We start from the raw sequence: 16,316 nt of genomic DNA, 5'->3' as shown, positions 1-16,316 counted from the left end.
ACATATAGCGCATATTGACGTTCATCTTCACCAAGCTTGAGGATCTGGAAAATGGTATCGGATAAATCAACGGACTTCATCAAACGAAACCGCCCGCCGCGGGTGAACATTTCGTATGAAGACCCGTATGACAGCGAAAAAATGGTCGAGCTTCCCTTTGTCATGGGGATGATGTCCGACCTGTCCGGCAATGCTTCGCAGGTCGAGAAAAAGCCGATGGAAGAACGCGATTTCGTCGACGTGACCGCGGCGACGCTGGACGAGTTCATCGACTCGGTTCGCCCGGGACTTGCCTTCAACGCCGAGAACCGTCTGGGCGATGGCGAGGGCCGCATGGGCGTGTCGCTTGAGTTCAGCTCGATGGACGATTTCAACCCGGCCAATGTCGCGCGTCAGGTTCCGGCGCTCAAGAAGCTTCTGGAAGCGCGCGAGCATCTGGCCAACCTGCAGCGTTACATGAACTCGAAGCCGAAGGCGCAAGAGCAGATCCGTCAGCTCTTGAACGATCCCGACCTGATGGCGGCCTTGGCCGAACGCAGCAAGGCCGAAGCCAAGGGTGAGGACGAATAATGGCACAGGAAGCACAGCTCCAGCCTGGTGCCAGTCAGGGCCTGTCCGAACTGGACGAATTCTCTGACATTCTGCGCCAGACCATCAAGCCGCGCAGCGATGTCGCGGCGAAAGAGGTCGATAGTGCCGTTGTCGCGCTGGTGCGCGAGGCCTTGGACGATTCCACGCTGATCGCCGATGATGTCATCGACACGATCGACGCGATGCTGTCGAAGCTCGACCAGAAACTGACCGAGCAGCTCAACGCGATCATGCATCACGATGAGTTCCAACGGCTCGAGGCCTCGTGGCGCGGGCTCGCCTATACGATCAACAACTCCGAGACCGATTCCAGCCTTCGCGTGAAGGTGATGAACGTTTCGAAGAAAGAATTGCAGCAGATGATGCGCCGTTTCCCCGGCGCAAAATGGGACAAATCGCCCCTGCATCAGCGCGTCTACGAGGCCGAGTTCGGCACGCTTGGCGGCAAGCCGTTCGGCGCTTTGATCGGCGACTATTTCTTCGACCATTCGACCCCCGATGTAGCCTTGCTGCGCGATATCGGCAAGATCGCGGCCGCGGCCCATGCGCCCTTCATCTCTTCGGCAGCGCCCGAGCTGCTGGGAATGGACAGCTGGACCGAAATCGGCGTGCCGCCCGATCTGTCGGAGATCTTCGACACGCCCGATTATGCCGGTTGGAACAGCCTGCGCGATTCTCAGAACTCGCGTTATATCGCGCTGACCATGCCGCGCGTTCTCTCGCGCGAACCCTATGGTCAGAATTCGAACTCGGTGGTTGAGGAATTCAACTACGAGGAAGAAACCGATGGGCGTGCGGGCGAGAAATACGCCTGGATGAACGCGGTCCATGCCATGGCCGTTAACATCAACCGCGCGCATAAGGAATATGGCTGGACGGTGCAGATCCGTGGCGTCCAGTCGGGCGGCGAGGTTTTGAACCTGCCCGCGCATACGTTCGAAACCGGCGACGGCGCGAAAGAGCTGAAATGCCCGACCGAGGTTTCGATCACCGACCGGCGTGAAGGTGAATTGTCGAAAGCCGGTCTGATCGGCCTTATTCACCGCAAGCATACGGATAAAGCCGCCTTTATCGGCGCGCAAACCCTGTATCGCCCGAAGAAATATGTCGATGATCTGGCAACCGCTTCGGACAATTTGTCCTCGCGCCTGCCTTATATCTTCGCAGTGTCGCGTTTCAGCCATTATCTGAAGTGTATGGTGCGCGACAAGATCGGGCAAAGCCCGGACCGTCTGCAACTGCAAACCCAGCTGCAGACTTGGGTTAACAAATATGTTTCAGGCAATCCCGAAAGCGCAAGCGAGCGGGAAAAGGCGAAAAAGCCTTTGGCCGGAGCTAAGGTGGAAGTGATCGAGGATGAGGAGAACCCCGGCTACTACATGGGGAAATTCTACCTCAAGCCGCACTTCCAGCTTGAAGGAATGGATGTCGGGATGTCTCTCGTCTCCAAATTGCCGAAAGGCAAGTAATAGGTTCAACCACCCCTTCCGCAAAGGAATCTTAAATGGCTGTTGATTACTTTCTGAAACTCTCCAACAATATCAAAGGTGAGTCCCAGGACGAGAAGTATCGCGATGCGATCGACGTTCTGGGCTGGAACTGGGGTCTGACCCAATCCGGCACCACCCACCTTGGCAAAGGCGGCGGTGGTGGCAAGGTCAACGTCTCGGATATTCATCTGACCAAATACGTTGATCTGGCAACCAATGACCTGATCAAGCGCTGCGCCAATGGCGAGCACATTGAAACCGGCGAACTGATTGTGCGGAAATCGGGCGGTACCGCTCCGGTGGAATACATGAAGATCAAGCTGGAACAGATCATGATCTCGAGCTACAGCACCGGCGGCCAGAAAGATGGCCTTGACCGCGTGCAGGAATCGCTCTCGCTGAACTTCCGCCGCTTCGAAGTCACCTACTCCCTGCAGGACGAGAACGGGGCCGCTGGCGCCGAGACCTCGACCGGTTGGGAAATCGCCGAGAACCGCGAGTGGTCTGCCTGATCAGTCAAGAGACTGTTTTTATGTAATAAAAGAGCCGGCGCGGTTTGGCGCCGGCTCTGTCATGCGGAAAGATAGGCTCCGCGGCAGCAAGTTTCGGTCAGGAAAATGGTCACGAAAGCTGATCTCGAACGCACCCCGCGCAAAGGGCTTTATGAATTTGCGGAACGCGGTGGACTTCGGCAAATGTCGATCATGCATGTCTTTCGCGATGCCGCCGAAGCCAAGGATTCCCGCGATCCCGGACGCCATTATCACGACGGTGAGCGCGATGTGACCGTGCGCAGCCAAAAGCGCCGCGAGGGGGCGTCGGATGCCTCCTTGCGCCGAGATCTGGCCCGTGATGTTGCCAGTCTGATGAATACAATCCGGCTTGATACGGTCAGTGATCTGACCGATGCGCCCTATGTGCAGGAATCCATTGTCAATTTCGGATTTCAGGATCTCGAGGGGATCTGGAAATCCAATTCGACGATGCGCGATATTGCCAGCGCGATCCGAACCGCTTTGATCCGCAATGAGCCAAGATTGCGCTCCGAGACGCTGGACGTGCGGGTCCGCGAAGAAGATCCGAGCCCGGATCAACGCGTCACCTTTGAAATCTCCGGAGAAATGATTTCAAGCCCGTCGGATATTGCGATGGAATTTCTTGCCGAAGTTGATCCATCCTTGGGCAAGATCCAGATGAAAAGAATGCAGGGCGAGTCATGAGAAAGGCCTTTCGCGACGCCTATAACCGAGAGCTCGCGCTGCTTTATGAACGCTCGTCGGAATTTGCGGCGGAATATCCGGGCCTTGCCGACCGGCTTGGCGGGCTTTTGCGCGAAAACACCGACCCCTGGATTGCCGGTCTTTTGGAAGGCACCGCCTTTATGGCGGCGCGGGTTCAGCTGAAACTCGATGAAGAGTTTCTCGGCTTCACGCAAGAGCTTCTCGATCAGATTTTCCCCGAGGCGCTTGCACCCATTCCCAGCGTCATGCTGATTCAAGCGCGCGTCGCTGCGGATCGCCGCGATCTGGAAGAGGGCCTGCATTTCGCGCCCGGCGAATATATGGATGCGCGGTTTCGCGATGCCGATCAGCGCGTCTCCTGCCAATTCAGCCTGTGCGCGCCGCTAGAAATCTGGCCGCTCGAATTAACCGGCGCGGCCTATCATGACCGCCCGGCGGTGCTGGGCAGTCTGGGGCAAGACCCGCTGGAAAAGACCCGCGCGGGGTTGCAGATCGACCTGCGCCATCAGACTGGCTCGGGTTTGGCGGATCTCAAGCTCGACGATCTGACCGTGCATCTGACCGGCTCGATGCCTCATGCGGTCGCGCTTTACGAGCAGATCCACTGCGATTGTCTGCGGATTTCGCTGCGCTATCTCTCGGCGCAGGGCGATCCGGTCTTTGTGCGCATTCCGACCGAGACGCTCAGCCAGATCGGTTTCAATCGCGATGAGAACCTCTTTCAACGCGATGACCGGCTCTTCAGCGGCTTTTCCCTGCTGCGCGATCAATTCGTCTTTCCGCGCAAGTTTCTGGGCTTCAAGCTTAGCGGGTTGCAGAAGATCTTACGCCGCATCCGCGCCAGCGAAGCGCAGCTGATCATCGAATTCGGTCGGGCCGATGACGAGCTCGCCAAACATGTCGACGGCACGCATCTGCGGCTCTTCTGCGCGCCTGCGGTCAATCTTTTCGAGGAAAGCTCGAACCAGGTCCGGCTCGATGATCGCCGCTTTGAATATGTGGTGACGCCGGACAGCTCGCCGCTGACCCATTACGAGGTCCAGCGCATTCTCAAGGTCTATGCGAGCTATGGCACCGCGCGCACGCGGGTCGAGCTGCATCCGCTTTACAGCCTGCCGCCGGGGCAGGTCGCGCAGCGCAATGTCATGTTCTACACCAGCCGCCGCCGTCCGCGTCGTCTGACCGAGGGCGAGCGCCAGACCGGGTTGCGCCATGATTATCGCGGCACGGAAACCTATATCACCATCTACGAGCCGCCCGAGGTCGAGCCCGGCGCGCGGGCGCAGCGTCTGCATATCAAGACGCTGTGCTCGAACCGCCATTTGCCCGCCTATCTGCCGATTGCGGGCTCGGATGATTTCCGGATGACGAATGACGTCGGCGTCTCGCTCGACTGCGTGGCAGGTCCGACTCGCCCGCGCGAGCCGATGACCGAGATCGACCGCGAGGGGCCGCATCGCCTGACCCAGGGCGAGGTCCATTGGCGGCTGATCTCCTATCTCGGGCTGAACCATTTCGGGCTTGATGATCGCGGCGATGGCGACAGCGCCTCGGCCCTGCGCGAGCTGGTGTCCTTGTTCGCCGATCTGTCCGACAACAGCATCGAGACCCAGATTGCCGGGATCAAGGAGCTGACGACGCGGCCGGTGGTGCGCTCGATCCGGCGCGAGGACGGCTATTTCCCGGCGCGCGGGCTCGAGATTTCGGTGACCTATGACGAGGCCGCCTTCGAGGGTTCGGGGATCATCGTGCTGGCGGCGGTGCTTGATCGCTTCTTTGCCGAATATGCCAATGTGAACAGCTTCACCCAATCGGTGACGATCAGCCAGCAGCGCGGCGTCATCAAGCGCTGGCCGCCCCGCAACGGCAAGGGGCCGCTCTTATGATCGCGAGCGATGCCGGTTTCCTTGCGCTGCTGCGCCGTTTCGAGCGCACCAATCCCGAGCAGCCGCCAATCGGGCGCTCGCGCCGGATCGCCGAAGAGGCCGTGCGTCTGGGGCAAGATCCAGAGCTGGCCTTCCCGACCGCCGAATTCTCCGAGACCGAGAAGACCCGCAAGGGCGTCCCGGATCTGCGCGTGCAGTTCATGGGGTTTTTCGGCCAGAACGGCGCTCTGCCGCTCAACACGACCGAAGAGGCCTATCGCTGGACGCTGGACGGCGAAGAGGCCTTCGTGCGCTTCACCGACATCTTCGCGACCCGGTTTTATCAGCTCTTCTTCCGGGCTTGGTCCGACAGCCATGCGATCACCCAATTCGACCATCCCGAAGGCGACCGCTTCGCCGATTATGTCGCGGCTTTGTCGGGGATCGGCACGCCCGCCTTTCTCGACCATGACCGCTTCCCGGATCTGGCGCGGCTGCCGCTGGTGTCGATTTTTGGCGGCCGGGTGCGCAGCCCGGTGCGCCTCCAGCAGATGCTCATCCGCTACTTCGGGCTTGAGGTTGATGTCGAGGAACATGTGCCCTCGTGGATGGAGTTCGACCCCGAGGATTTCAGCCGTCTGGGCGAGAATGGCGCGCTTGGGCGTTCGACCTATCTCGGCGCGAAAGTGCGCTCGGTTGGCGAAAAGATCCGGCTGCATGTCCGGGCGCGCACCTTGGCGGAATATCGCGCCTTCCTGCCCGGCGCCGAAAGCTACGGCCAGATGGCGAACCTCGTCTTTTGGTATCTCGGCAAGGGCTATGATGTCGAAGTCGCCCTGAGCCTGCCGGAATCCGAGATCCCGCCCGCGCGGCTTGGGCAGAATGCCGATCTGGGCTGGATGGCGGCTTTGCCGCGCAAGCCCAAGGCGAAGAAGAAAAAGACAGCGGCCAAGGCCGATGAATTTGTCGAGGCCTCGCGCTTTGCGCTGGCGCTCGACAGCGGATTGAAACGGGCCGCCTGACGGGCGACGGGAAGGACAGCAGATGACCGCGATCAGCATCGAGAAATTTGCCGGCAAGATGAACCGGCTGGGCTATGACGCCTTTCTGCAGGCGATGCGCCATGCGCGCGGCGAGGGCAACCGCAATGTCGAGCTGTGTCATTGGCTGTTTTATGCGCTCTCCGATCAGGATTGCGACATCTCGGTCACCCTGCGCGAGCTGAAGCTGGATCGGGGCCGCGTGCTCAAGGATCTCGATCGCGCCATGGCCGGGCTCAAGAAGAACGTGACCGAGGTGCCGGGCATTGCCGATAGTCTGGCCGACGGGCTCAACCACGCCTGGACCTATGCCACGCTCTTTTTCGGCGAGACCCAGATCCGCACCGGCCATCTGCTGGTGTCCTTGCTCAACGACGGCGGGCTGCGGCGCGAGCTGGTGATGTATTCCCCGGTTTTCGCCGAGATTTCGGTCGATCAGCTGGGCAAAGAGGCACGCCAGCTCTGGTCCGGCTCGGTCGAGGAAGAGCTGCGGCCGATGGATGGCTCGGGGCTGACGGCGGCGGGCACCGGCACGCGGCCCGACAGCGCGACGACGGCGCTTGGCCGCTTCTCGGTCGATATGACGGCGGATGCGGCGGCGGGCAAGATGGACCCGGTGCATGGCCGTGACGACGAGATCCGCCAGATCATCGACGTGCTGATGCGCCGCCGCCAGAACAACCCGATCCTGACGGGCGAGGCCGGTGTCGGCAAGACCGCCGTGGTCGAAGGTTTCGCGCAGCGTCTGGCCTCGGGCGAGGTGCCGCCCGCGCTGCAAGGGATGCGGCTTCATATGCTCGACATCGGCGCGATGCAGGCGGGCGCGAGCATGAAGGGCGAATTCGAGCAGCGCCTGCGCTCGGTTATCGACGAGGTGCAAAGCTCGCCGACCCCGATCATTCTTTTCATCGACGAGGCTCATACGCTGGTGGGTGCGGGCGGCGCGGCCGGGACGGGCGATGCGGCGAACCTTCTCAAACCGGCGCTGGCGCGCGGGACGTTGCGCACCATCGGCGCGACGACCTGGGCCGAATATCGCAATTATTTCGAGAAAGACCCGGCGCTGACCCGCCGTTTCCAGCCGGTTCAGGTCGACGAGCCGGGGATCGAGCAGGCCTGTTACATGATCCGCGGCATCCTTGGCCCGATGGAGGCCCATCACAAGGTTCGCATTTCCGACGAGGCGGTGATTGCGGCGGTGAAGCTGTCGGCGCGCTATATCCCGGCGCGGCAACTGCCTGACAAGGCGGTCTCGCTGCTGGATACCGCCTGCGCGCGGGTCGCGGTCAGCCAATCCTCGACGCCCGCGCGCATCGCCGATCTGCGCGATGCGATCAATGCGCTGGACACGGAAATCGCCGCCAAGGTCGCTGCCGAGGATCTGGGCGAGCGTGCCGATGACCGTCTGGCCGAGGCACGCGCGGATCGCGACGCCAAGGCGCTGGAACTCACCGCAATCGAGGCGAAATTCGAGGAGGAAAAGGCGGTGGTCGATGCCATCGTCGATCTGCGCAAACGCCTTGCCGAAGAGGCGGGTGAGGATTTCGACGCCGATGCCGTGCGTGCCGAAATGACCGCGAAAATGGCCGATCTCGCCGCGACCCATCCCGATGAGCGCATGGTTTACGCCCATGTCGATGAACAGGCGGTGGCCAGCGTCATCAGCGATTGGACCGGCATTCCCGCAGGCCGCATGGTCGCCGATGAATTGCAGGCGATCCTCGGTCTGGCCGATCATCTGAAAGAGCGAGTCATCGGGCAGGATCACGGGCTGCAGATGATCGCGAAACGGGTCGAGACCAGCCGCGCCGGTCTGGGCAACCCGAACAAGCCGATCGGGGTTTTCATGCTCGCCGGTCCCTCGGGCGTCGGTAAGACCGAGACTGCGCTCGCGCTCGCCGAACAGCTTTATGGCGGCGAGCAGAATGTGATCACAATCAACATGTCCGAATTCCAAGAGGCCCATTCGGTCAGCCTGCTGAAAGGCGCGCCGCCCGGCTATGTCGGCTATGGCGAGGGCGGGCGTCTGACCGAGGCGGTGCGGCGCAAACCCTATTCGGTCGTGCTGCTCGACGAGATCGAAAAGGCCCATCCCGATGTCCATGAGCTCTTCTTTCAGGTCTTCGACAAGGGCATGATGGAGGACGGCAACGGACGTGCCATCAACTTCCGCAACACCTTGATCTTGCTGACCTCCAACGTCGGCACCGAGGTCATCATGCGCATGGCCGAGGGTGGCGAAACGACGCCCGATCTCGAGGTTTTGGATACGCGGATGAAGCCGGAACTGCTCAAGGTCTTCCCGCCCGCGCTTTTGGGCCGGATCGTCACCATTCCCTATTTCCCGCTGAGCCGCGAGGTTCTGGGCGGGATCACCCGGCTCAAGCTCGGCGCGATCGTCAAGCGGATGCGCGATGCCCATGGCGCGCGGCTGTCCTATAGCGACGCGGTCTTGGATTACATCGTCGAGCAATGCCGCGATCCCGACAGCGGCGGGCGGATGGTTGATAACATCATCACCAATTCGATCCTGCCCGATCTCTCGCGGCAAGTGCTGGCGCGGATGGTCGAAGGCGGCGCGATGGAGGATGTTCGCATCGAGCTGAAGGACGGCGGCTATGACTATGTCTTCGGCGCCGCTCGTCCCGCCGTTGCCGAAGCTGCGCCTGAGGCTGGGGCGGAGAAGCCCGCCCGCAAGAAGCGCGCGAAAAAGGCCGAAGTGGACGCCGATCTCGAGGCCGAGCTTTAAGCTTGCGGCGGGTCAGCGGACGTAAAGGCTGCTGACCCCAAGACGCGGGTTCTCGCCCAGCTCGGCGGCGAGCGCGGGAAAGAAATCCTGCGCGAGCTTCCCGGCATTCTGGCTCACGCTTTGCAAGGGCGCGGCGGTGGCAATCGCGATCAGGATCTGGCTGGTGTCGCGCGCCGATCCGCTGCGCGTCATTGGCACGTCAAAGGTCACGGTGCCGCCCTGAACCGTCAGGAACCGGCGCAGATCCTGCACGACGCCATTGTCGTCGATCAAGAGGAGCGTGTTGTAAGAGCCCGCGCCATTGCCGATGCTGCCACGCGCCGCGCTGCCGCTGGCGATATCCTCGGCCTCAAGCTGGATCGGCAGGGCATAGGCGGGATAGCCCGCGCTACGGCGCAGGAAGGTCAGGCCGGGACATTGCCGACTGTCGAGCAGCACCGGGCGGCTGTCGACCGGCGCGGCGAGCCCTTCGGTGATCTGGCGGGTGAAATCGCCGATCTCGCGGTCATCGGCGGCCAGCACCTTCATTGAGAGCTGATCGGCGTCGATCCGGGGCAGGGCAAGCAGACAAGCCGATTCCAGACGCGCGCGAACACGCTCGACCAGCGCGGCAAGCCGGGGATCGGTCGGCCCCGAAGCCGTGGCCGTCTCTGGGCCCGGCGCGCTCTCCGGGGGCGAAGGCGCGACTGTCGCCAGCGTCTCGCCTGTGCCGGGCCTCGCGACCTCTGGTGCGGTCGGTGGGGTCGAGACGATGCTGGCGACGCTCGCCAGATCAAGCGGGCGCAGGACCTCGGGCGCGCTGCCAGCATCGGGCGCGCCTGCCAGAGCCGTATCGGTCAGCCCCGTGTCGGTCAGCGGCGTTAGCGTCTGGGTCTGAAGCCCGCCGGTCGGGTCATCCGGGGGCGTATCTGTTCCGGGATCGGGCGCGGTTTCCGGCAGGGTCAGCACCGGCAACAGCGCCTCGACCGAGATCTCGGGATCGGTCAGCGGCGGGGCGGGGCGGGTGAAGTCCGGCAGGCTCGGCTGGTACAGCGCGGTCGCCACCGCCGCGCCATGCAGCCCCACAGACAGCGCCCCGGCCAGCAGCCACAGGGTCCGGCTGCGCCCGGTCTCGACCCCGATCATGGCGCGCTGCCTTGGCGAACTGTCACCAGCCGCAAGCGGTAGGGCTTCAGCTCGGGCCGGTTCAAGACGGCGATCAACTGGCTGGCGGGGGCGCGGCGGTCGATCATCAGGAAGAGATCGCCTCCCTCGGCCACGCCGGGCAAAGCGAGCGACAAAAGCTCGGGCTCGACCGGCGTGCCGTCAAGGCTCCAGCCTCCGGCGCGGTCGATCACCAGAATGGGCTTCGGCAGGCGATCAAGCGGCAGGCGCGAGGTCTCGGACAGGTCGATTTCGCGCGCTTGGGAAAACTCCTGCCCCGAGACCACGAAGAAAAAGATCAGCAAAAGCACGATATTGACGATCGCCAGCGAAACGTCGATGCCGATCAGCTTGCGGCGTTTGGGCAGGTTGACGGTCACAGCGCGGCCCCATCGGCAACGCGGACGGCGGTAATCTGGTTCTCGGCAAGAATCTCAAGGATCGAGACCAGCATCTGCACGGTCGCGCCCTTTTGCGAGACCAGAAGCACCTCGCCCGTGCCCTGCTGGCGCAGCGCCTCGGCCAGCGTCGGGATGCGGTCGAGCCCGAAGCGCTGGCCATTCGCGACGATGCTGTCGGCATTCACCGACCAGACCGCCGTCGCACTCGGATCGGCAAGCTCGGGCGTGGCAGAGCCCGTGCCGCTCGCGGCGGTCTGGGCTCCCGTGCCACCCCCCGCCAGCGCGCCGGTGCGGATGGTCAGCAGCGAATAGGGCACCATATTGGCCGAGAGCATGAAGAAGACGAGAAGCTGGAACATCGTGTCAGCCAGCGGCGTCAGCGAAAAGCGATACCGCCGGGTCGAGCGCGGCAGCTCGATCTTGCGGACCGCTTGTGTCTCTGCGCCCGCCATGGCTCAACGCGCCTGCGCGGCGCCAACCCGGCCATGGATCGCGGCCGAGATCACCATTTCGATGGTCAGCCGCTCATCCTCGATCCGGCCCTCCAGCCAGTTGGCGAAGAAATAGGCGACCAGCGCGATGGCAAGGCCAAGCGCGGTCGTCGTCAACGCGGTCCAGATGCCGTTCGCGAGCAGGCGCGGATCGGCCATCTGCTGCGAGGCGGCAAGATTGCCGAAAGCGTCGATCATGCCGATGACCGTGCCCAGAAGCCCGAGCATCGGCGCGCCCTGAACCACCGCCTCAAGCATTCGCATCCGCGTGCCCATTGCGGTCAGCTCGAAAAGCGCGGTCTGGCGACCCAGCTCTTCGCCATAGCCGCTGTCGCCGGGCCGGGCGCGCAAGCCCGACATGACCGCATTCAGCACCCGCGCCAGCACCGAGTCGCTTGTCCCGGCCTTGCGCACCGCCTCGTTCGGGCGCCCGTTCAGCCAGTCATCGAGGATGTCATCGGCGAGCCGATGGCGGCCCAGACCCATGCGGCGGAATTGCAGGATCTTGTAGATCACCACCGTGACCGTCATCACCGACAAAGTGCCGAGGCAGATGAAAACAATGATCGTCGGCGCGGTGAGATCCGCGAAATTCGCAGGCAGAAACATGCTCTTGTCTTCTCACAGTCCAAAGGCGATCGCGGTCAGCGAGCGCGCGGCAAGGTGGTTGAGGCACAGATCGGGGGCCTCTTGGCCGCCTGCAATCCGGCAATCGGCGACATCATTGACCACGATGCGGCCAATCTCGGCGCAGGGACGCCCGGGCAGTTCAAAGACCGCGACCTTGGTCTTGCCGCTGGTCAGCGCGCCGAAATCCAAGACCGGCAGGCCGCGCACCACGCCGCCTGTGTCAAAAACCGCAACCTGCCAGGCGGCGCGGTCAAAGGCCTGTCCGGTGGCATTGGTGGTCACGACGGTCAACTGGCAGGCCCCGGGCCCCTGAGCCTGATCCTCACTCTGCCGGGGGCTGTCCTGCACCGCGTTAAGTTCCAGCGTCAGCCCGCCCGGTTCGTCGGCCCATGAGGTCTGGCCCCAGAGCGACGGGGCCAGCGCAAGCGGCAGCAGGGTCAGTAGCGCGCGGATCATGGATGCTCCTGCGATGAGGGTCCGAGAGGGGAGGGCCGGACCGCGAAGCGCGGCCTTTTGAGGCGACATATCACGCCAGACATGTTAGCTCAATTCCAACAGGTCATCTACCAAGAGGCGAGTCGCGCGGATATGAGACTGGGGGGCGGAGCGGTGCTGTCGGGGTGCGTCCTCGCCGGGTGGCTGGTCTCTGGCCTGCCTGCGCTTGCGGCATTCAAGCTGTGCAATCAATCCTATGATGTGCTCAATATCGCGATCGCCCAGCCGGGCCCCGAACAGGCGGCTGCCGATGATTTCGTGACGCGCGGCTGGTGGCGAGTCGCGCCGAATCAATGCGCGACCTTGGTGCGCGAGCCGCTGAAAACCCGGTTTCTCTATGTCTTCGCCACCGATGTTTTCGGCAAAGAGGCGCTGTCGGGCGCCATTCCGCTCTGCGTCGGCACGCGTCGTTTCGTGATCGAGCGGCAGGGCGATTGCCTGCTGCGCGGCTTTCTCGATGCCCGTTTCCTTGAGGTCGATACCACCGACCAAAGCGATTGGACGGTCTTCGTCTCGCCGAGGCCGAGCTGATGGGGCCGAGCTGATGGGATTGCGTCATTCCCTTGCAATGCTGCTGTGCGCGCTTCTGGGCGCGACCCCGGCGCTGGCCCGTGATCTGGTCATTGTGCCGGGCCGTCAGGGTGGCCAGGATCTCGATTGGGTCGAGGCCGAATGGAAGAAGCGCGGCGATGCCGTGCGTCGCGAAACCGCAGATCGGCTGGGCGCGTCTGCCGTGCCAGAGGTGATCTATTACTCCGGTCCGGTTGAGCGCGATGTGCAAGGGCTCCGCCTTGCCTCTCCGGCGGGAGAGATCGGTTTGGCCGGGGTTTTGGGCCAGTCGGGCACGGTGGTCGTCCTGAACGGCTGTGGCGCGCGGATGGATGTCACCGCCGATGCGTTGCCCGCATCCGGTGATTGGACGGTGGTCTTTCCGGTCTCGGCGGCTTGTGCGCCGGACTATGTCGCGCGGGCGGTGTTGGGTGCGATGACCGGCGATCCGGCAGGCTGGGAAAACAAGCTGCGCGCAACCGGGCTTGTGGTGCTGCGGCGGCAGGATCGGGCGGCGGCAAACCAGCTGGCCGAGGTCCAGACGGTCGCGCATGACAGCATCGTTATCACCACGCTCAGCCCCAAGCGCGACACCGGCCCCCGGATCGTCGCGCAAGAGATCTCGGCCCGACCCCGCGACATTCCCGAGGCGGTGCCAGCGGTGCTGGCCGCGCCGCAGATCGGCACGACTGCCGATCGCAGCATCCAGCCGCAAGCGCGCGGTCTGCCCGCCCCGGCGATCATCGTCGGCGAAACACCTGCCGCGCCGGATGTGGCGAGCGCTCCCGATGCGCCCGCGCGGGGGCCCTTGGGCGTGCCCTATGCCGAGCGCGCCAGCCTGCGCGCCGCCGATGGCGCACGCTATCGCACGCTGCTCGACGCGGGCGCCTTCGACCCCGAGCCCGCCCAGATGGCCGCGGCCATTCAGACCGAGCTGCGCCGCATGGGCTGCTATAGCACCACGGTCGATGGCGTCTGGGGGCGCGGCTCGGTGCAGGCGGTCGATCGCTATTTCGCGGCCGCGCGCGGCACCTCGCCCGGAGCCGCCGCTGATGCCGCGCTCTATCGCGCCATTCTGGCGGGACCGGATCTGACCTGCCCGGCGCCGCCTGCCGCGACGACGCCGGTTGCGGTTCAGCCCCAGCCCGATCGCAACACGCCCGCGCGCACAGGCGCCGGGACGCGGCGGACCACGGCCCCGGCGGGCACGCAGGCGCGCCCCTCGGGCGCAGGCCGCGCGCCTCGGCCGCAGGCGCCAGAGCCCACCCGGCCCCGGATCGGTCCGAGCTTCGGGGGAACCGGGCTTTTCCGGTAGCGCGCCATGATCGACATCGATCCGCAGTTTCGCAAAATGGGCTCTGGCGCGCGGCGCAGGCGGCAGCGGCTTGGGCTGGTGCGGGGGGCGGCTTTGGCGCTGGCTCTGGTCGGCGCGGGGGCCGGGATCTGGCATTTTTTACCCGGACGCGCGGTCGACGGCGGCGATCTCGATCAGCAGATCGTGCAGACCGAAAGCGAATTCGACATTGCGCCGGTGGTGCGTGGCGATGCCTTCACCGATATCGCGGGCGATCCGATGATCATCCCCGGCGAAGAGGCCAGCGACGAGGCCGGTCGCCAGCTCTCTGGCCCGACCGAGCTCAGCCCGATCCGCGTCGGTCAGCCCGCGCCCGACCGGCTGACGCTCGTGGCCGAGGATCTTTACCAGCGCGGCCGCCGTCTCGTCGCCGCTTTGCCGACCACGCGCGAGGAATTCGCGCTGTTTCAGGCCGAGCGCAGCCGCGACCGCCAGCTGAACGCCTCGGGCGCGGCGGGCCTGCCGGACGGGGCCGGGGTCAGCGTCGATGCCGAGGGTCGTCAAAGCTCAAGCGTCGCCTTCATTCGCGATTCCGGGATGCGAAGCCCCTTGTGGCAGGACCTGCTTTTGCAAATCCGCGTGCCCTCGGACATCGTGACCCTGCTGACCGATAATGGCTTTGATCGCACCACTGCCGAGCGGGTTCAGGCGCGGATGGTCGCGCAATTGCAGATCAGGCCCGAGCTGCCGCGCGGTTCGCTGTTGGCGCTGCGCTACCGGCTTCAGGCGGGCGCGCGCGAGGTCTTGCAGCTCTCGCTTTACGAGTCCGGGCGCTATGTCGGCTCGCTCGCGGTCGGGGCGGCGGGCCAGCTTGTGACCGGCGCCGATCCCTGGACCGATCAGCCGCTTCTCGACCAATCCGGCGAGGACGATGAGGCTGGCGATCGCCCGCAATACCGGCTGCTCGACGTGATCTATTCCGCCGCGCTGCGCAATGGCGTGCCCAGCCCGGTCATCGGCGAGGCGATTGCGCTGATGGCCAAAGTGCAGGATCTCGATGCCTTCGCCGCCGAGGGCGATCAGCTGAAGCTCGTCTATGCCAACCGCCCCGGACCGGGCGCGGATGCGGCGGGGCAGGTGTTGTTCATTGGCGTGACCGGGCCCTCGGGGACGAAAAGCTGCTATGTCGTGCCGCGTCGTGAGGGCGGTTATGAATGCTATGCGCCGGGCGCGCGGGTGGTGGTGGCCGATCAACCCGGCATGGCAACGCCGGTGTCGGGGGTCTTGTCCACGCGCTTCTCGCCCCCCGCCGGGGGCAAGGGCGGCGTGGTCGTCTGGCAGGCGCCGCAGGGAGCTGCGGTGTCCAGCGTGACGGCGGGCCGGGTCGCCGAAGTGACCGGAGCCGATGCGGCGGGTTCAACCGTGCGGATCGACCACGCCGATGGGCTCTCGAGCCTCTATCTCGGGCTTGCGGATCTCGATCCCGCCGTGCGGCCGGGGGCCGATCTGGCGGGCGGGGCGATGCTTGGCAAGGTCGCTTCGGGGGCGGGGCTGACCTTCCAGCTGACCAAATCCGGCAAGCCGGTCGATCCCGTGCCCTATCTGACCGGCGGCACCGAGGTGCTGGCCTCGAATGCGGTCGAGCTGCTGATTTCGCGCATCATCCATGTCGAAAGCGGCGGCAATGTGGCGGCGAAAAACCCGCTCTCGACCGCGACCGGCCTTGGCCAGTTCATCGAGGGCACCTGGCTGCGGATGATGAGCACCTATCGTCCCGATCTGGTGCAAAGCATGGATCGCGGCCAATTGCTGGACCTGCGCCTCGAACCGGCCTTGTCGCGCCAGATGGTGCGGGCCTTGGCGCAGGAAAACGAGGCTTTCCTGCGCGCGCGTGGCCATCAGATCACGCCGGGCAACCTCTATCTTGCGCATTTTCTCGGCCCGCTTGGCGCCAGTCAGGTCCTAAGCGCCGATCCCGAGGCGCGCGTCGGCGATGTCATGGGGCAGGGCGTGGTCAGCGCGAACCCCTTCCTTTCGGGCTATACGATCGCCGATCTGCGAAACTGGGCCGCGCGCAAGATGTCGGCGACCGGGGTGAGCGCGGCTGTCCCCGAGGCGATGCCGGTCAAAGCCTCGCCCGAGGTCGAGCGGTTCGTGGCGCTGATGGATGCGATTCTCGCACCGAAACAACCCTGAGAAGAATTTGAAAACATCAATTCTCCCCAAGCGAGTTTCGGCCTGATCCTTCCCTAGCGTCATCACTGCGCGCCTGTGTGAGTGTTGCTTTCCTGCCTGACTAATTTGCGCAATTTGACTGCAAACTCTCGAACTGCAGCA

15 protein-coding genes are annotated in these 16,316 nt (G+C 64.1%); 10 read left to right on the top strand and 5 right to left on the bottom strand.

All coding sequences use genetic code 11. From position 1 onward, the window contains the following. Positions 1-51 precede the first annotated feature (51 nt). From tssB to tssH, 7 genes are all read left to right on the top strand, one after another. The gene (tssB, locus tag JCM7686_RS22190) at positions 52-570 is read left to right on the top strand and encodes a type VI secretion system contractile sheath small subunit (protein ID WP_020953261.1); all 519 of its coding nucleotides are present in this window, start codon (positions 52-54) and stop codon (positions 568-570) included. Continuing rightward, entirely contained in the window at positions 570-2,060 is a 1,491-nt protein-coding gene (gene tssC, locus JCM7686_RS22185; protein ID WP_020953260.1) for a type VI secretion system contractile sheath large subunit, read from the top strand. The genes tssB and tssC overlap by 1 nt, the downstream gene beginning before the upstream one ends. A 35-nt stretch (positions 2,061-2,095) precedes the next feature. Next, on the top strand, positions 2,096-2,593 hold the full coding sequence (locus JCM7686_RS22180; protein WP_020953259.1) for an Hcp family type VI secretion system effector: 498 nt from the start codon (positions 2,096-2,098) through the stop codon (positions 2,591-2,593). Between the two features lie 105 nt (positions 2,594-2,698). After that, positions 2,699-3,301 (top strand): type VI secretion system baseplate subunit TssE, encoded by a 603-nt coding sequence (gene tssE, locus JCM7686_RS22175; protein ID WP_041528371.1) that lies wholly within the window; start codon positions 2,699-2,701, stop codon positions 3,299-3,301. Further along, entirely contained in the window at positions 3,298-5,208 is a 1,911-nt protein-coding gene (gene tssF / locus JCM7686_RS22170; RefSeq protein ID WP_020953257.1) for a type VI secretion system baseplate subunit TssF, read from the top strand. Before tssE ends, tssF begins: the two co-directional genes overlap by 4 nt. Continuing rightward, positions 5,205-6,209 (top strand): type VI secretion system baseplate subunit TssG, encoded by a 1,005-nt coding sequence (gene tssG, locus JCM7686_RS22165; protein ID WP_020953256.1) that lies wholly within the window; start codon positions 5,205-5,207, stop codon positions 6,207-6,209. The genes tssF and tssG overlap by 4 nt, the downstream gene beginning before the upstream one ends. Before the next feature lie 22 nt (positions 6,210-6,231). Beyond that, a complete protein-coding gene (tssH, locus tag JCM7686_RS22160; protein WP_020953255.1) occupies positions 6,232-8,976 on the top strand; it encodes a type VI secretion system ATPase TssH in 2,745 nt (914 codons plus the stop codon). 12 nt (positions 8,977-8,988) lie between these two features. Here the strand turns inward: tssH and JCM7686_RS22155 are convergent, their stop codons facing one another. Genes JCM7686_RS22155 through JCM7686_RS22135 form a run of 5 tightly spaced genes read right to left on the bottom strand, consistent with a single transcriptional unit; the run spans position 8,989 to position 12,097 of the window. Continuing rightward, positions 8,989-10,101 carry a hypothetical protein gene (locus JCM7686_RS22155; RefSeq protein ID WP_020953254.1) on the bottom strand — a complete coding sequence of 371 codons (1,113 nt, stop codon included), beginning with the start codon at positions 10,099-10,101 and terminating at the stop codon, positions 8,989-8,991. Beyond that, on the bottom strand, positions 10,098-10,499 hold the full coding sequence (locus JCM7686_RS22150) for an ExbD/TolR family protein (RefSeq protein ID WP_020953253.1): 402 nt from the start codon (positions 10,497-10,499) through the stop codon (positions 10,098-10,100). The genes JCM7686_RS22155 and JCM7686_RS22150 overlap by 4 nt, the downstream gene beginning before the upstream one ends. Then, complete coding sequence (locus JCM7686_RS22145; RefSeq protein ID WP_020953252.1) at positions 10,496-10,972, bottom strand: ExbD/TolR family protein; 477 nt, start codon at positions 10,970-10,972, stop codon at positions 10,496-10,498. Before JCM7686_RS22145 ends, JCM7686_RS22150 begins: the two co-directional genes overlap by 4 nt. 3 nt (positions 10,973-10,975) lie before the next feature. Beyond that, on the bottom strand, positions 10,976-11,620 hold the full coding sequence (locus JCM7686_RS22140) for a MotA/TolQ/ExbB proton channel family protein (RefSeq protein WP_020953251.1): 645 nt from the start codon (positions 11,618-11,620) through the stop codon (positions 10,976-10,978). A gap of 12 nt (positions 11,621-11,632) precedes the next feature. Next, the gene (locus JCM7686_RS22135) at positions 11,633-12,097 is read right to left on the bottom strand and encodes a hypothetical protein (protein WP_020953250.1); all 465 of its coding nucleotides are present in this window, start codon (positions 12,095-12,097) and stop codon (positions 11,633-11,635) included. 132 nt (positions 12,098-12,229) lie between these two features. Here JCM7686_RS22135 and JCM7686_RS22130 point away from each other — a divergent pair, with 132 nt between their 5' ends. From JCM7686_RS22130 to JCM7686_RS23735, 3 genes are read left to right on the top strand one after another with little or no spacing between them, the layout of a single operon-like run. Then, positions 12,230-12,667: a DUF1036 domain-containing protein gene (locus tag JCM7686_RS22130; protein WP_041528370.1), complete on the top strand. Its 438-nt coding sequence runs from the start codon at positions 12,230-12,232 to the stop codon at positions 12,665-12,667. Between the two features lie 13 nt (positions 12,668-12,680). Then, on the top strand, positions 12,681-14,000 hold the full coding sequence (locus JCM7686_RS22125; RefSeq protein WP_020953248.1) for a hypothetical protein: 1,320 nt from the start codon (positions 12,681-12,683) through the stop codon (positions 13,998-14,000). A gap of 6 nt (positions 14,001-14,006) precedes the next feature. Further along, positions 14,007-16,175 carry a M23 family metallopeptidase gene (locus tag JCM7686_RS23735; protein ID WP_020953247.1) on the top strand — a complete coding sequence of 723 codons (2,169 nt, stop codon included), beginning with the start codon at positions 14,007-14,009 and terminating at the stop codon, positions 16,173-16,175. The last annotated feature ends 141 nt before the right edge of the window (positions 16,176-16,316 follow it).

It is taken from the genome of Paracoccus aminophilus JCM 7686 (assembly GCF_000444995.1).
In the GTDB taxonomy this organism is placed as follows: Bacteria; Pseudomonadota; Alphaproteobacteria; order Rhodobacterales; family Rhodobacteraceae; genus Paracoccus; species Paracoccus aminophilus.
The sequence above is the reverse complement of the archived record's forward strand: the minus strand, read 5'-3'. Positions and strand labels throughout refer to the sequence as shown.

Coding starts and splice junctions, on each gene's coding strand:
- JCM7686_RS22155 (WP_020953254.1), bottom strand. CDS start 10,101: ATGATCGGGGTCGAGACCGGGCGCAGCCGGACCCTGTGGCTGCTGGCC.
- tssH (WP_020953255.1), top strand. CDS start 6,232: ATGACCGCGATCAGCATCGAGAAATTTGCCGGCAAGATGAACCGGCTG.
- JCM7686_RS22145 (WP_020953252.1), bottom strand. CDS start 10,972: ATGGCGGGCGCAGAGACACAAGCGGTCCGCAAGATCGAGCTGCCGCGC.
- tssF (WP_020953257.1), top strand. CDS start 3,298: ATGAGAAAGGCCTTTCGCGACGCCTATAACCGAGAGCTCGCGCTGCTT.
- JCM7686_RS22125 (WP_020953248.1), top strand. CDS start 12,681: ATGGGATTGCGTCATTCCCTTGCAATGCTGCTGTGCGCGCTTCTGGGC.
- JCM7686_RS23735 (WP_020953247.1), top strand. CDS start 14,007: ATGATCGACATCGATCCGCAGTTTCGCAAAATGGGCTCTGGCGCGCGG.
- tssB (WP_020953261.1), top strand. CDS start 52: ATGGTATCGGATAAATCAACGGACTTCATCAAACGAAACCGCCCGCCG.
- JCM7686_RS22180 (WP_020953259.1), top strand. CDS start 2,096: ATGGCTGTTGATTACTTTCTGAAACTCTCCAACAATATCAAAGGTGAG.
- JCM7686_RS22135 (WP_020953250.1), bottom strand. CDS start 12,097: ATGATCCGCGCGCTACTGACCCTGCTGCCGCTTGCGCTGGCCCCGTCG.
- tssC (WP_020953260.1), top strand. CDS start 570: ATGGCACAGGAAGCACAGCTCCAGCCTGGTGCCAGTCAGGGCCTGTCC.
- tssE (WP_041528371.1), top strand. CDS start 2,699: ATGGTCACGAAAGCTGATCTCGAACGCACCCCGCGCAAAGGGCTTTAT.
- JCM7686_RS22130 (WP_041528370.1), top strand. CDS start 12,230: ATGAGACTGGGGGGCGGAGCGGTGCTGTCGGGGTGCGTCCTCGCCGGG.
- tssG (WP_020953256.1), top strand. CDS start 5,205: ATGATCGCGAGCGATGCCGGTTTCCTTGCGCTGCTGCGCCGTTTCGAG.
- JCM7686_RS22140 (WP_020953251.1), bottom strand. CDS start 11,620: ATGTTTCTGCCTGCGAATTTCGCGGATCTCACCGCGCCGACGATCATT.